The organism is Streptomyces sp. NBC_00988 (assembly GCF_045162645.1).
In the GTDB taxonomy this organism is placed as follows: domain Bacteria; phylum Actinomycetota; class Actinomycetes; order Streptomycetales; family Streptomycetaceae; genus Streptomyces.
This window is the reverse complement of the sequence record NZ_CP108730.1, coordinates 8,910,944-8,925,042: the sequence shown is the minus strand read 5'-3', so window position 1 is coordinate 8,925,042 and position 14,099 is coordinate 8,910,944. Positions and strand designations below refer to the sequence as shown.

Genomic DNA, 14,099 nt, shown 5'->3' with positions numbered 1-14,099 from the left:
AACGGCCCCGGGCGACTGTTCGTCGCCCGGGGCCGTTCCGTCTCACACTGTGCGTGGTTCCCGGCCGTCAGCTCTCCGAGGTCCCCTGGGCACCGGTGCCCACCGGAACCGGGCTCTCCGCGCCCTCGGTCTCGGGCTCGGCCGTACCCTCCGGCCGCGACGGGCGCCACCCCAAACGGCGCCCCCGGGGCAGGATCAGCCCCAGCCACACCACCGCGATGATCACGGCGAGGCCCGCCGACGCGGGCCACAGGGCGCGGCGAAGGGGGCCGGCCGCCTTGTCGGCCGGGAGGTGGACCGGGGTGCCGGCGTCTCCTCGGGCCGGTGCGGCGGCGGTGCCGGCCAGGACCGAGGTGACGGCCGCGTACGGGTCGAGGCGGGGCACGTCGGCCGGATACGCGGAGGTGCGCAGCAGGGTCGCGGTCTGGGCGGCCGTCAGGTCCGGGTGGACGGAGCGGACGAGCGCCGCCGCCCCCGCCACAAAACCGGCGGCCAGGGAGGCCCCGGAGCCGATGTAGTGGCCGGCCTTCTTCGGGCCGATGCCGACAACTCCGTCCCCGGGCGCGGAAATTGACGCGCTGGACGTCGTGTACGCGCCGGTCGGCCGCTTGCCGGAGACGTCGACGTCGAGGACGGAGAGCACGCCGTCGTCGGCGGCCGGGTAGTAGTCGCGGGCGGGCGGAGTGTCCGTCGAGGTCGCCGTCGCCGGGGTGTCCGGTACGGCCGCCGCGATCACCAGGACGTCCTTCTTCGCGGCCAGCGCGACCGCGGACCGCAGCGCGGTGGTGTCACTGCCGAGCGCCGCCGACACCGTCACGACCTTCGCACCGCCGTCCACGGCGGCCCGGATCCCGTCCGCGACCCGGTCCGCGGTGACCTTCCCCCGCGCGTCACTCCCCCGCACCGCGAGGATCCGCGCCTGCTGCGCCACCCCCGCGAACCGCACACCGTCCGCTACGGCCGCGCCGACCAGCCCGGCCACGAAGGTGCCGTGTCCCACGCAGTCGGTCCCGGCGTCGCCGACCGCCGTGACCCGGCCCTTGAGCGCGGGGGCGGAGGACGAGACCCCGGTGTCGACCACGCCGACGGTCACCCCGGTGCCCGACGCGAACGGCCAGGTCCGGCTGAGCTGGAGCGAGACCTGTTCCCAGGGAACGTCGGTGGCGCGCCGGTCCGAGCCCGCCGCACAGGCCGCGTCGGCGTCCAACTGCGAGGCCAGCACGGGGAGTTGGACCGTGCCGCCGGCCGCCGTCGCGGATCCGGCGCCGACGGCGCTCGCGGCGGCCGTCAGGAGCAGTGCCAGACCGGCGGCGACGGCCTTGTTGTGCGTCGTCGTCATGCCCGGGCCACCCCGCTGGAGGTCTGGGAGGCGGCCGTCGGGTCGGCGAGGTCCTCCGGGAGGAGGAGCCGCAGGTCGTCGAGGCTGGGGACGGCCAGTCTGCTGAGCCGGCCCGCCTGTCGGGTCATCATCCGCTCCAGGATCTGGCGGGCGGTGCGCGCGTTGCCGAACGACCGGTCGCGGGGCAGCCCGTCGAAGTACTGCCGCAGCACCGGCCCGAGCCCGGCCGCGCACTCGTAGCCGAGCTGTACGGCGTGCTCGCGGACGATGGTGACCAGCTCGTCGGAGGAGTAGTCGGCGAACTCGACCCGGCGCGAGAACCGCGAGGACAGGCCCGGGTTGGAGGCCAGGAAGTTCTCCATCTCCTGCGTGTAGCCGGCGACGATGACGACCACCTTGTCGCGGTGGTCCTCCATCAGCTTCAGCAGGGTGTCCACGGCCTCCCGGCCGAAGTCGGAGCCGGACGCCTCACGCGGGGTGAGGGTGTACGCCTCGTCGACGAACAGGACACCGCCCAGGGCCCGTTCGAAGACCTCGCGGGTCAACTGCGCGGTGTGGCCCACGTATCGGCCGACGAGGTCGGCGCGGGACACCTCGACGAGCTGGCCGCGCGGCAACACGCCCAGGGAGGCGAGGAGTTCGCCGTAGAGGCGGGCGACGGTGGTCTTGCCGGTGCCGGGCGGGCCGGTGAAGACGAGGTGGTGGCTGAGCCGGGGCACCGGGAGTCCGGCGGCCTCGCGCTGCTTGGCCGTCGACACCAGGTTGACGAGATCGGTGACGTCCCGCTTCACCGCGTGCAGTCCGACCAGCGCGTCCAGCCTGCTCAGCGCGTCGTCGCCGGGGTCGACGGCGTTCGGGCCGTCGGCGGCGGCGCGCGCCGCCTCCTCGCTGATGTCCTGCGGCAGCAGCAGCGAGAGGTCCTGCTCGGTGACGTCGGTGAGCGCGGACAGCCGTACGGCCTGCCGGTCCACCATCTCCTCGAACACCTGCCGTGCGGCACGGCCGTTGCCGAACCCGGCGTCCTTCGGTATGCGTTCGAAGTGCACCGCGAGCGCGTGCCGGGTCTCGTCGGCGAGCGCGTACTGGTGGCGTACGCACATGCTCTCCATGATCTCGACCAGCTCCGGCACCGAGTAGTTCTCGAACTCGACGGTGCGTGAGAAGCGGGACGCCAGACCGGGGTTGGAGCCGAGGAAGCTGCGCATCTCGTCGGAGTAGCCGGCCGCGACGACGACCACGTCCTCGCGGTGGTCCTCCATCAGCTTCAGCAGGGTGTCGACGGCCTCGCGCCCGAAGTCGGCCCCGGAACCACGGGAGTCGGAGGTGAGGGTGTACGCCTCGTCGACGAACAGGACACCGCCCAGGGCCCGTTCGAAGGCCTCGGTGGTCTTGATGGCCGTACCGCCGATGACCTGGGCGACGAGGTCGGCGCGGGAGACCTCGACGAGGTGTCCGGAGCGCAGGGCGCCCAGCTCGGCGAGGATCGTGCCGTAGAGGCGGGCGACGGTGGTCTTACCCGTACCGGGGGGACCGGCGAAGACGAGGTGGCGGCTCATCGGCGGTGCGGACATGCCGAGTTGGGCGCGGCGGGCGGCGAGCTGGGTGAGGTTGACGAGGGTGCGGACCTGTTCCTTGACGTTGTCGAGGCCGATGAGGCTCTCCAGCGCGGCCATCGGTCCGTCGGGGCGGCCGGGGCCGTCCGAGGCGGACACGGTGCCCGCCGGGTCGGTGCCCTCGGCCTCACCGAACCCCCAGGCGTCGCGGGACTCGTTGCCGGTGCTCGTGAGGTTCTCCACCGCGAGGCGGCCGCCGGCCTTGGCCTGGACGAGGCCGCCGCCCTTGTTGTCGCGGACCGTGCAGCCCACGACCGACACCGGTGCCTCGGACTCGACGCGGATGCCGTCGCGGTCGTTGCCCGCCGCCTCGCAGCCGTTCAGGGAGGCCCGGCCGCCGTCGCGGACCAGGAAGCCGTGCTCGGCGGACGCGGCGGTCCGCACCCGGTTCGCCGTCAACTCGCCGCCGGTGTCCACGAGTACACCGCAGCCGCCGGCCGAGACCAGCTCGCCGTCGCGCAGCGCCGCCGTGCCCTCGCCGCCGATCTCCAGACCGGCACCGCCGGGGTTGTTGACCCGGAAGCCCGCGAGATAGACGTTGCCGCCCGCCGCGACCTCCGCGCCCGCGCCGCCCGGTGCCTCCACCGTGCAGTCCTCGACCCGGCCGCGCCCGCCGTCGCGCACGGAGACCCCGGAGCCACCGGCCCCCGTGATCCGGGCGCGCCGCACCAGCGGGTTGGCGTTGCCGCGGATCACCACACCGGTGCCCTTGACGTCGATGATCTCCACGCGCTCCAGCTCGGCCGCCGCGTCCTCTTCGAGCAGGACACCGTCCGACTCGCCGTCCCGGACGGTCAGCGAGGTCAGCGTGGGCGAGGAGGCCCCGGCCACCCGCAGCGCCGCCATCTGGGCGCCGGTCAGCCAGCAGTCCTCGTACGTGCCGCGCGAACGGTCCGTCACCAGCAGGCCGTTGCCCGTGGTGCGGGCGGTGCGGCAGCGGCGCAGCACCGGGTCGGAGCCGTGCGAGACGATGATGCCGGGCCCGCTGCTGCCGGTGACCCGCACCTCCTCCAGCTCGCAGCGGGCGGTGCTGGTGATGTGCACACCGATCGAGGTGTCGCGGACCACGGTCCGCAGCACGCGTATCGCGCTGCGCTCCTCAAGTGCCAGCGAGGGCTTGTCGGTTGAGGCGAGGTCGCAGTCCTCTACGGAGCCTTGCGCATCCCCGTTGGCGAGCACGCCGTTGCCGCGCGCGTCGCGCACGGTGCAGCCGCGCAGGGTGGCCCGGCCGCGCTCACTGATCACCACACCGCTGGTGCCGAAGTGTTCGAAGGTGCAGGACTCCAGCGAGCTCTCCGTGGACGAGGTGACCACGACACCGGCGCCGGTGCGGTTCGACACCCGGCACTCACGCATCGCCAACGAGCCGGAGTTGCGCGCCAGTACGGTCGTCCACGAGGCGCCGGACAGATCGCAGCCCTGCATAGCGACCTGTCCGTGCGAGGCGTCCACGGCCGGGTGTTCCTCGTCGTGGCCCTGGACCACCAGGTCGGTCAGCATCACCGCGTCGACGCGCAGCGAGATCACAGTGCCCTTGCGCGGTGCCAACCGGACGGTGCCGCGCGCCTGTTCGGCGACGATGGTGACCCGGGTGGTGACGACGAGGTTCTCCTCGTAGGTCCCCGGGCGCACACTCAGCACCGCGCCTCCGCGCGCCCTCGCCAGGGCCTCTCCGATCGTCCGGGCGTCCCCGGTGCCCTCCGGACAGACCGTCAGTACCTGGCGCACTCAGCTGACCTCCTCGTGTCGGCACCTGTCGGTTGCGGTAACCCCATCATGCCGTCCCCGCACGCGCGTTCCCACTCCGGTCCGGAAAGCGGAACGTTCGCGGCGGGTGCGTGCGGCGCGGCACAACAGTGCCGTACGGCGAATTATGGGCTGTTGCGCAACGGCCGTACCAGCACCGGGGCTTGTGCGTGACGATTGTTAACTCCGGTGAAAGGAACCGCTGTTGGCGCATGCGCGTGAAGAGACGTGAATAGGATTGCGCACACAGACGTACGACGAACTGCTGGGCGAATGAGAGCGGACAGGGCGGATGACAGACCGAACCGGACCGGCCGCGCGGAAAACGGCGGCAGAGAACGCGGCAGAAAGCTCTGTGACGGGTGCCTCGGCCGGGGAAGCGACGGCGGCGGCATCGGCGACCGGTGAATCGGCGGCGGCGAGCACGGCAGGGAGTACGGCGGGCGAGGCACCCAAGTCCCGTTCAGGGGCTGCCGGTTCGGTCGGGTCCCCCGGGGCCGTCTCCGCGGAGTCCGTCGCGGCCGAACTCTCGGCGGAGGCCGTCGCCGCGGAGCTGAGTCGTCCCGCGACATCGGCGGCAGAGGCCGAGGCGCTCGCCGGTCGCGGCCGTACGCCGGACGAACCCGCGGGGCCGGCCGGCCCGGAGTCCGCGGCCGCCACCAGGTCGGCGCGGCAGGAGGCGGAGGCCGAGGCGCCCGCCGGGGCGCTGGCCGCGAGCATGCCCGAGGGCGACGGTCCGACCCCCGGAAGCACGGCGGCCGCGTCCGTCGGCCGTCCGGGCCGCCCGCTGCTGGCCGGTGCGGCCGTGCTGGGCGCGCTGCTGATCGCCGTACCGGGGCTGCTGATGAGCCGGGACCGGACGCCGGAGAGCCACGACCGGGTGGTCGCCGACCAGGCGGGCACGATTCTCGGCGACGGCGCGTCGACGCCGGGCGCCGGGGCGTACGCCTCGGGCACCCCGTCCGCCCCCACCGGGCACGCCACGCCGAAGATCGCCACACCGCACAAGACCTCGTCGGGCAAGACGACCGTCGCGCAGCCGGTGAGCGAGCCGACGACGGTCAAGAAGACGAAGAAGCCGACGGCGAAGGCGACGAAGAAGTCCACGACGACCAAGTCCGGGACGAAATCGAGCACCACCACCACGACGTCCAAGTCCTCGTACCCGTCGGACGTCCTCGTCACCGCCACCCGGGTGCTGAAGGCGGGCCAGTCCATCAACGCGAAGAAGGCCCGGCTGCGTATGCAGACCGACGGCAACTTCGTCCTCTACGACGAGAACAACAAGGCCCGTTGGGCCACCATGACCTTCGGTTCCAACTACCACGCGGTGTTCCAGGCGGACGGCAACCTCGTCGTCTACACCTCCGACAACCGCGCCGTCTGGGCCAGCCAGACCCAGGGCCACGACGGCTCGATCCTCCGCCTCCAGGGTGACGGCAACATGGTGATCTACTCGGGCGGCTCGACCGCGATCTGGGCGAGCAACACCCAGCACTGACGGCTCCGAACTCCCTCCGGCCCGCCCCCACTTGGGGACGGGCCGGAGTCGTGGAGCGGGCTTCAGGGTGCGGCGGCGCCGACCGCGGGCTCAGCTCTCCATGAGGGTGACGTCCTGGCGCTGTACCGCGTGGAAGCGCGGCAGGGGCAGGCCGCCGGAGGCGGAGAGTTCCATCACGGTGGCCTCGACCTGGGCCGCGCCGGGAGTGAGCGGGTCGGACGACGGCTTGCCCGAGTTCTGCCAGGTGTGCTCCATGCCGTCACAGACCGCGCGGGTGCCGCCGATGCCGTGCCGGACCTTGGGGTCGTTCTGGCTGACGGAGGAACTGACGAAGGCGGCACCCGCGTTGCCGAGACAGCGGTAGGTGCCGGAGAGGGTGACGGTGCCGTCCGGGGCGATCGTGCCCGTGGGGTCGACCGTCACCGTCTCGTACGGGGCGGCGGACGCGGTCGCGGCGGGGGTGGCGGTCAGCAGGAGCAGCGCGGCACCGGCCGCCGTACCGAGGACGGAACGCAGGGACATGGGAGTACCTCCTGGAGTCGGGACCTCCACTGGTACCGGGCGACGGCCCCGACTCCCGTGACCCTCACTCCTTCGGTGGCGAGTCCGCACCGAGCGTCGCGACCGTCACTCCTTAGATGGCGGGTCCGCACCGAGCGTCGTGGAACCGTCCGAGTGTTGTCCGCGTGTTGTCACGCTTCACAGCGGGCTGTTCCGATGAGTTCGCGCCGGGAGGATGGTCTGTATATGCGATGCGGGCGGTGACGGAGCCGCCGGAACGGATCGCATCCGACGTGGAGGTACGCCATGTGTTCCCACCAGTCCTCGTGCCCCGTGACCGACACCGAGACCACCACCCCGCACATCGTCTCCGCCCACCCCGAACAGGGCTGGACGCTGCTGTGCGACGGCGCGATCGTCTTCGACGACCTGGGCGCCGTTCTCCCCGACGGCCGGATCGTCGCCCCGCACCGGGTACCGGCGGACCGACTCGCCGTCGCCGCCTGACCGTTCCCGCCCCTCGCGGTGACCTGCGGACCGTGAAAGTTCAGGTTACGCACCCGAGGTGACCAGCAGCGATGCCGTCGGCCTAAGATGATCAACGTGTCCGACCAGCATGCTCCACGGTCTCTCATCGTCACGCTCTACGGCGCGTACGGCCGCTTCGTGCCCGGCCCGGTTCCGGTCGCGGAACTGATCCGGCTCCTGGCAGCGGCCGGTGTCGACGCGCCCTCCGTGCGCTCGTCGGTGTCCCGCCTCAAACGGCGCGGGCTGCTCCTGCCCGCCCGTACGGCAGAAGGCGCCGCCGGGTACCAACTCTCGCCCGAGGCACGGCAGTTGCTCGACGACGGCGACCGCCGCGTCTACGCGACCACGCCCCCGGAGGACGAGGGCTGGGTGCTCGCGGTGTTCTCCGTACCCGAGTCCGAGCGCCAGAAGCGGCACGTCCTGCGCTCCCGCCTGTCCGGCCTCGGCTTCGGCACCGCCGCCCCGGGCGTCTGGATCGCACCCGCCCGCCTGTACGAGGAGGCCCGGCACATCCTCCAACGGCTGCACTTCGACCCGTACGTCGACTTCTTCCGCGGTGAGCACCTCGGCTTCGCGGCGACCGCCGAGGCCGTGGCCCGCTGGTGGGACCTGCCCGCGATCGCCGCCCAGCACCAGGCGTTCCTGGACCGCCACGCGCCCGTGCTGCACGCCTGGGAGCAGCGCGCGGACACCCCGCCCGAGGACGCCTACCGCGACTACCTCCTCGCCCTGGACTCCTGGCGCCACCTCCCCTACGCCGACCCAGGACTGCCCGCGAGCCTGCTCCCCCGGGACTGGCCGGGCGCCCGCTCGGCCGAGGTGTTCCGGGCGCTGCACGAGCGGCTGCGGGACGCGGGGGCGGCGTTCGCGGGCGTGTGACGGCGGCTACTCAGGCAAACCTCAGGTTCCTTAGCAGGTCCTCTCAGAGTTCTTACCTAGCCTTCGACGACGTCGCTCGTCGGGTAAGAAAGAGGACTGTTGCGCATGACCACCACGGCAAGGGCTCAGGGAGCCACCGTCTGGCTCACCGGACTGCCGAGCGCGGGTAAGACGACGATCGCCCAGCATCTCGGGGAGCGGCTGAGAGCCGAGGGACATCGCGTGGAGGTCCTCGACGGCGACGAGGTACGCCGCTTCCTCTCGGCCGGCCTCGGCTTCTCCCGCGAGGACCGCAACACCAACGTCCAGCGCATCGGCCTCGTCTCCGAGGTGCTCGCGCGCAACGGCGTGCTCTCCGTCGTCCCGGTCATCGCCCCCTACGCCGACAGCCGCGAGGCCGTCCGCAAGCGCCACGAGGCGAGCGGGACGCCGTACATCGAGGTGCATGTCGCGACCCCCGTCGAGGTGTGCGGCGAGCGCGACGTGAAGGGCCTCTACGCCCGCCAGGCCGCGGGTCACCTCACCGGCCTGACCGGCGTCGACGACCCGTACGAGCCGCCCACGGACCCGGCGCTCACCCTGCCGACGCAGACACAGAGCCCGCGGGAGTCGGCGGACGCGGTGTACGCGGTGCTGTCCGAGCGGGGGTTGGTATGAGCGCGGTGACGAGCACAGAAGCCTTCACGCTCTCCCACCTGGACGCGCTTGAGTCGGAGGCGGTGCACATCTTCCGTGAGGTGGCGGGTGAGTTCGAGCGGCCGGTGGTGCTGTTCTCCGGCGGCAAGGACTCGATCGTCATGCTGCATCTGGCGTTGAAGGCGTTCGCGCCCGCGCCGGTGCCGTTCTCGCTGCTGCATGTGGACACCGGACACAACTTCCCCGAGGTCCTTGAGTACCGGGACCGTGTGGTCGCCACACATGGGCTGCGGCTCCATGTGGCCTCCGTACAGGACTACATCGACCGCGGTGTGCTGCGCGAACGCCCCGACGGGACCCGCAACCCGCTCCAGACCGTGCCGTTGACGGAGAGGATCCAGTCCGAGCGCTTTGACGCCGTGTTCGGTGGTGGTCGTAGGGACGAGGAGAAGGCGCGCGCCAAGGAGCGGGTGTTCTCGCTGCGCGACGAGTTCTCGCAGTGGGACCCGCGCCGGCAACGCCCCGAGCTGTGGAACCTCTACAACGGCCGGCACGCACCCGGCGAACACGTCCGCGTGTTCCCGCTCTCCAACTGGACCGAGCTGGACGTCTGGCAGTACATCGCCCGCGAGGGCATCGACCTCCCGCAGATCTACTTCGCCCACTACCGCGAGGTGTTCGCGCGCGGTGGCATGTGGCTGACCGCCGGTGAGTGGGGCGGCCCGAAGGCGGGCGAGACCGTCGAGAAGCGCCAGGTGCGGTACCGGACCGTCGGTGACATGTCCTGCACCGGTGCCGTCGACTCCGACGCCGCCACGCTGGAGCAGGTCATCACCGAGATCGCCGCCTCCCGGGTCACCGAGCGGGGCGCGACGCGCGCCGACGACAAGATGTCCGAGGCCGCGATGGAAGACCGCAAGCGCGAGGGGTACTTCTAGCCATGAGCACCATCACCATCGACACGCTGCGGTTCGCGACGGCCGGTTCGGTCGACGACGGCAAGTCCACGCTCGTAGGGCGGCTGTTGCACGACTCCAAGTCGGTGCTGACCGATCAACTGGCCGCCGTGGAGCGGGTGTCGGCCGATCGCGGTCAGAACGCTCCCGACCTCGCCCTGCTCACGGACGGGCTGCGCGCCGAGCGGGAACAGGGCATCACCATCGACGTGGCGTACCGCTACTTCGCCACCCCTCGCAGGCGGTTCATCCTCGCCGACACCCCGGGCCATGTGCAGTACACCCGCAACATGGTCACCGGCGCCTCCACCGCCGAGCTGGCGATCATCCTGGTCGACGCGCGCAACGGTGTCGTCGAACAGACCTTGCGGCACGCCGCAGTTGCCGCGCTGCTGCGGGTGCCCAACGTCGTCCTGGCCGTCAACAAGATGGACCTGGTCGGGTACGGGCAGCCGGTGTTCGAGCGGATCGTCGAGGAATTCGCGGGCCACGCGGCCGAGTTGGGGCTGCCTTCCGTCACGCCGATCCCGGTGTCGGCGCTGGTCGGCGACAACGTTGTGGACCGTTCGGCACACATGGACTGGTACGAGGGTCCGGCGCTGCTGGAGTTCCTGGAGGAGGTGCCGGTCGGCGCGGACCCGTCCGACGCACCGCCCCGTTTCCCGGTGCAGTACGTCATCCGGGACGGTGAAGTCCGTTGGTACGCGGGCCAGTTGGTGTCCGGTTCGCTGCGCGTCGGTGACCGGGTGACGGTGCATCCCTCCGGTGAGAGTTCCGAGATCACCGGGATCTCCGTGCTCGGCACCGAGGCCGAGGTGGCGTACGCGCCGCAGTCGGTCAGTCTGCGGCTCGCGGATCAACGGGACGTGTCACGCGGCGACATGATCACCGCCGGGGCCGACGCGCCCACGCTCACGCAGGACGTGCGGGCCGCCGTTTGCCATCTGGCGGACCGGCCGGTGCGGGTCGGTGACCGGGTGCTGGTGCGGCACACGACCCGGACGGTCAAGGCGATCGTCAAGGACCTCGCCGGCGCGGCCGAGCTGACCGCGAACGACCTGGGCCGGATCACCCTGCGCACCGCCGAGCCGCTCGCGCTGGACGACTACGCGGTCTCGCGCCGCACGGGCGCGTTCCTGGTGATCGACCCGGCGGACGGCGCGACGCTCACCGCGGGGATGGCCGACCTGGCCTGATCCTCGCCCGCAGAGACCGCAGAACGCCCTCGGGCCCCGTTTCGGACGGGGTCCGAGGGCGTTCGCATGCCCGGCCGGAACAGCCCGTCGAAATGACCTGTTGCCGTCGCGTCCGTCACGAGTCGTCAATAGCGCGGTAACAACGGGAGCAGCTGTGCGGAAGTGCCCGTTGAACGGGGTATGCCGCTCGACACGGGGCCAAAGGTCCCGGGCGGTGCCCGTCGAGAGACCCTGACAAAGGGCGCCGTACCATTCATATAGTTGAAAGCAGGACAGCCTGCTCCATGAACGGACCCGCCTTGCAAGAACGCCCTTCCGCCTCCGCCTCCTGGCGCATCGCACTGCCGCACACCGCCGCGGCCGTGCCGGTGGCCCGCGCACTGGTCCGTACGGCTCTGTCCGAGGTGAAGTACACGGCCGACAGCGACACCGCGGAGCTGCTGACGGCAGAGCTGGTCGCGAACGCTGTGGAGCACACCGCCGGTGACGCCCCCATAGAGCTCGTCGTCGAGCTGCTGCCCACCGGCTGCCAGGTCGAGGTGCACGACCCCGACCCGGAGCCGCCCGCGACTCTGACCAAGCCCGCCGAGGAGGACCCCGACCCCTGGCAGGAGCACGGGCGCGGCCTGCTGCTGATCCGCGCCCTCAGCTCGTCGTGCGGCCACCGCCCGACCGAGTCCGGCAAGGCGGTGTGGTTCAGGCTGCCCGTCGTACCGGAGCAGTGGCGTCCGGCGGGATAGGCCGCCGGGCGGCGTACGCGCCGGTCAGGCCAGTGTGGCCACGAGCACGGCCTTGATCGTGTGCAGTCGGTTCTCCGCCTGGTCGAAGACGACCGAGTGGGCGGATTCGAAGACCTCGTCCGTGACCTCCAGCGAGTCGAGACCGTGGGTCTCGTATATCTCGCGGCCGACCTTGGTACCGAGGTCGTGGAAGGCCGGCAGGCAGTGCAGGAACTTGACGTCCGGGTTGCCGGTGGCCCGCAGGACGTCCATGGTCACGGCGTACGGCGCGAGGGCCGTGATCCGCTCGTCCCAGACCTGTTTGGGCTCGCCCATGGAGACCCACACGTCGGTGACGACGAAGTCGGCGCCCGCCACCCCCTCCTCGATCCCCTCGGTGAGCGTGATGCGCGCACCGCTGCGCTCCGCGAGCGCGCGGGCGGCGGTGACGATCTCCTCGGCGGGCCAGTACGACTTCGGGGCGACGATCCGTACGTCCATGCCGAGCAGCGCGCCGGTGACCAGGTAGGAGTTGCCCATGTTGAAGCGCGCGTCGCCGAGGTAGGCGAAGGCGATCCGCTTCAGCGGCTTGGCGCTGTGCTCGGTCATGGTGAGCACGTCGGCGAGCATCTGAGTGGGGTGCCAGTCGTCGGTGAGGCCGTTGTACACGGGCACACCCGCGTACGCGCCCAGCTCTTCCACGGCCGCCTGACTGTCCCCGCGGTACTCGATGCCGTCGAACATACGACCGAGCACGCGCGCGGTGTCCTTCACCGACTCCTTGTGCCCGATCTGTGAGCCCGACGGGTCGAGGTAGGTCGTCGAGGCGCCCTGGTCGGCCGCGGCGACCTCGAACGCGCAGCGCGTGCGCGTCGAGGTCTTCTCGAAGATGAGCGCGATGTTCCTGCCCGACAGATACCGCGCCTCGCCCCCGGCCTTCTTGGCGGCCTTCAGCTCGGCGGCCAGCTCGATCAGACCGCGGAACTCCTCCTCGGAGAAGTCCAGCTCCTTGAGGAAGTGGCGGCCGGCGAGGGCGGTCGGGACTGTCGCCATGGGGGCGCTCCATCGGTGCGGGTACAGGGGATCAGATGCTTTTTGGAATTCTATACGATACCTCGAATTTCTATACGTCAGCTCGCCCGCCGTCTCGCTATACGGCGTCCCGTTCCACCGGGCAGCTCATACAGCGCGGCCCGCCCCGCCCCCGGCCCAGCTCGCTCCCCGGGATCTCGATCACCTCGATGCCCTGCTTGCGCAGATACGTGTTGGTGGTGGCGTTGCGCTCGTAGGCGACGACGACGCCGGGCTCGACGGCGAGGACGTTGCAGCCGTCGTCCCACTGCTCGCGCGCCGCCGCGTGCACGTCCTGGGTGGCGGTCAGGACGCGGATCCCGTCCAGCCCGAGGGCGGCGGCGATCGCGCGGTGCATGTGCTCCGGCGGATGGTCGGTGACCTTCAACTCCTTGTCGCCGACGCCCGGTTCGATCGTGTACGACCGGAGCATGCCGAGCCCCCCGTACTGGGTGAAGGTGTCGCCGTCGACCATCGTCATCACCGTGTCGAGGTGCATGAAGGCGCGCTGCTTGGGGATGTCGAGCGCCACGATCGTCTGCGCGGAGCCCTCGGCGAACAGCTTGTGCGCGAGCATCTCGACGGCCTGCGGGGTGGTGCGCTCGCTCATGCCGATGAGCACCGCGCCGTTCCCGATGACGAGCACGTCCCCGCCCTCGATGGTGGAGGGGTAGTCGGCCTGCCCCTCGGACCAGACGTGGAACTTCTCGGCGCGGAAGAGCGGGTGGTGCCGGTAGATCGCCTCGAAGTGGACGGTCTCGCGCTGCCGGGCCGGCCAGCGCATGGCGTTGACGGCGACGCCGTCGTAGATCCAGGCGGAGGTGTCGCGGGTGAAGAGGTGGTTGGGGAGGGGGGCGAGGAGGAAGTCGTCGAGGTCCATGACGTGGAAGCGGACGGAGGTCGGCTCCGCGTGGGCTTCCAGGAACTCCCGCTTGGTCATGCCGCCGACGAGCGCCTCGGCCAGTTCGGGTGCGGGCAGGGCCTCGAAGGCCGCGCGGAGGTGGTCGGTGGCGAGGGGGCCGTACTCCTTCTCGTCGAAGACGCGGTCCAGGACGAGCGCGCGGGCCGCCGGGATCGCCAGGGACTCGGCGAGCAGGTCGCCGAAGAGGTGGACGGCGACGCCCCGGTCGCGCAGCACGTCCGCGAAGCCGTCGTGCTCGGCGCGCGCCCGGCGCACCCAGAGCACGTCGTCGAAGAGGAGGGCGTCCTTGTTGCTGGGGGTGAGCCTTTTGAGCTCCAGATCCGGCCGGTGCAGGATGACGCGGCGGAGCCGCCCGGTCTCGGAGTCGACATGGAGTGCCATGCCTCCATCCTGACCGTCCGGGGCCGGGTTCACCCCCTTACTTCACATACCGCCACCGCTTCCCGTACCGCCATTCATTTTCGTCCCCTTGACGACAAGTGGGCCGCGCGA

General features: G+C 71.3%; 12 protein-coding genes. 7 read left to right on the top strand and 5 right to left on the bottom strand.

Annotation, left to right across the window (positions count from 1 at the left end):
* Positions 1-67: 67 nt before the first annotated feature.
* Both OG496_RS40890 and OG496_RS40885 read right to left on the bottom strand, forming a co-directional pair.
* Positions 68-1,339 carry a S8 family serine peptidase gene (locus OG496_RS40890; RefSeq protein ID WP_405974431.1) on the bottom strand — a complete coding sequence of 424 codons (1,272 nt, stop codon included), beginning with the start codon at positions 1,337-1,339 and terminating at the stop codon, positions 68-70.
* The gene (locus OG496_RS40885) at positions 1,336-4,680 is read right to left on the bottom strand and encodes a right-handed parallel beta-helix repeat-containing protein (RefSeq protein WP_405974430.1); all 3,345 of its coding nucleotides are present in this window, start codon (positions 4,678-4,680) and stop codon (positions 1,336-1,338) included. Before OG496_RS40885 ends, OG496_RS40890 begins: the two co-directional genes overlap by 4 nt.
* A gap of 373 nt (positions 4,681-5,053) precedes the next feature.
* Between OG496_RS40885 and OG496_RS40880 the strand changes: the two genes are divergently transcribed.
* Entirely contained in the window at positions 5,054-6,199 is a 1,146-nt protein-coding gene (locus OG496_RS40880) for a hypothetical protein (protein ID WP_405974429.1), read from the top strand.
* 90 nt (positions 6,200-6,289) lie between these two features.
* On the opposite strand, the gene OG496_RS40875 is transcribed toward OG496_RS40880, so the two are convergent.
* Positions 6,290-6,721 (bottom strand): DUF6299 family protein, encoded by a 432-nt coding sequence (locus OG496_RS40875; protein WP_405974428.1) that lies wholly within the window; start codon positions 6,719-6,721, stop codon positions 6,290-6,292.
* 285 nt (positions 6,722-7,006) lie between these two features.
* On the opposite strand from OG496_RS40875, the gene OG496_RS40870 reads away from it, so the two are divergent.
* The 6 genes from OG496_RS40870 to OG496_RS40845 all read left to right on the top strand — a co-directional run bounded on the left by OG496_RS40870 (position 7,007) and on the right by OG496_RS40845 (position 11,635).
* A complete protein-coding gene (locus tag OG496_RS40870) occupies positions 7,007-7,207 on the top strand; it encodes a DUF5999 family protein (protein WP_405864180.1) in 201 nt (66 codons plus the stop codon).
* A gap of 87 nt (positions 7,208-7,294) precedes the next feature.
* Positions 7,295-8,107, top strand: coding sequence for a PaaX family transcriptional regulator C-terminal domain-containing protein (locus tag OG496_RS40865; protein WP_405974427.1), 813 nt, complete (start codon positions 7,295-7,297; stop codon positions 8,105-8,107).
* 105 nt (positions 8,108-8,212) lie between these two features.
* A complete protein-coding gene (cysC, locus tag OG496_RS40860) occupies positions 8,213-8,764 on the top strand; it encodes an adenylyl-sulfate kinase (RefSeq protein WP_405974426.1) in 552 nt (183 codons plus the stop codon).
* A complete protein-coding gene (gene cysD / locus OG496_RS40855) occupies positions 8,761-9,681 on the top strand; it encodes a sulfate adenylyltransferase subunit CysD (RefSeq protein ID WP_405974425.1) in 921 nt (306 codons plus the stop codon). Before cysC ends, cysD begins: the two co-directional genes overlap by 4 nt.
* 2 nt (positions 9,682-9,683) lie before the next feature.
* Entirely contained in the window at positions 9,684-10,895 is a 1,212-nt protein-coding gene (locus tag OG496_RS40850; RefSeq protein ID WP_405974424.1) for a sulfate adenylyltransferase subunit 1, read from the top strand.
* Between the two features lie 284 nt (positions 10,896-11,179).
* Positions 11,180-11,635 (top strand): ATP-binding protein, encoded by a 456-nt coding sequence (locus OG496_RS40845; protein WP_327400689.1) that lies wholly within the window; start codon positions 11,180-11,182, stop codon positions 11,633-11,635.
* 24 nt (positions 11,636-11,659) lie between these two features.
* Here the strand turns inward: OG496_RS40845 and argF are convergent, their stop codons facing one another.
* Together argF and OG496_RS40835 are read right to left on the bottom strand one after the other, a co-directional pair.
* Positions 11,660-12,667: an ornithine carbamoyltransferase gene (argF, locus tag OG496_RS40840; protein WP_405974423.1), complete on the bottom strand. Its 1,008-nt coding sequence runs from the start codon at positions 12,665-12,667 to the stop codon at positions 11,660-11,662.
* Between the two features lie 97 nt (positions 12,668-12,764).
* On the bottom strand, positions 12,765-13,988 hold the full coding sequence (locus OG496_RS40835) for an arginine deiminase (RefSeq protein ID WP_405974422.1): 1,224 nt from the start codon (positions 13,986-13,988) through the stop codon (positions 12,765-12,767).
* Positions 13,989-14,099 lie beyond the last annotated feature (111 nt).

Coding starts and splice junctions, on each gene's coding strand:
- OG496_RS40890 (WP_405974431.1), bottom strand. CDS start 1,339: ATGACGACGACGCACAACAAGGCCGTCGCCGCCGGTCTGGCACTGCTC.
- cysD (WP_405974425.1), top strand. CDS start 8,761: ATGAGCGCGGTGACGAGCACAGAAGCCTTCACGCTCTCCCACCTGGAC.
- OG496_RS40875 (WP_405974428.1), bottom strand. CDS start 6,721: ATGTCCCTGCGTTCCGTCCTCGGTACGGCGGCCGGTGCCGCGCTGCTC.
- OG496_RS40870 (WP_405864180.1), top strand. CDS start 7,007: ATGTGTTCCCACCAGTCCTCGTGCCCCGTGACCGACACCGAGACCACC.
- OG496_RS40835 (WP_405974422.1), bottom strand. CDS start 13,988: ATGGCACTCCATGTCGACTCCGAGACCGGGCGGCTCCGCCGCGTCATC.
- argF (WP_405974423.1), bottom strand. CDS start 12,667: ATGGCGACAGTCCCGACCGCCCTCGCCGGCCGCCACTTCCTCAAGGAG.
- OG496_RS40845 (WP_327400689.1), top strand. CDS start 11,180: ATGAACGGACCCGCCTTGCAAGAACGCCCTTCCGCCTCCGCCTCCTGG.
- OG496_RS40865 (WP_405974427.1), top strand. CDS start 7,295: ATGATCAACGTGTCCGACCAGCATGCTCCACGGTCTCTCATCGTCACG.
- cysC (WP_405974426.1), top strand. CDS start 8,213: ATGACCACCACGGCAAGGGCTCAGGGAGCCACCGTCTGGCTCACCGGA.
- OG496_RS40850 (WP_405974424.1), top strand. CDS start 9,684: ATGAGCACCATCACCATCGACACGCTGCGGTTCGCGACGGCCGGTTCG.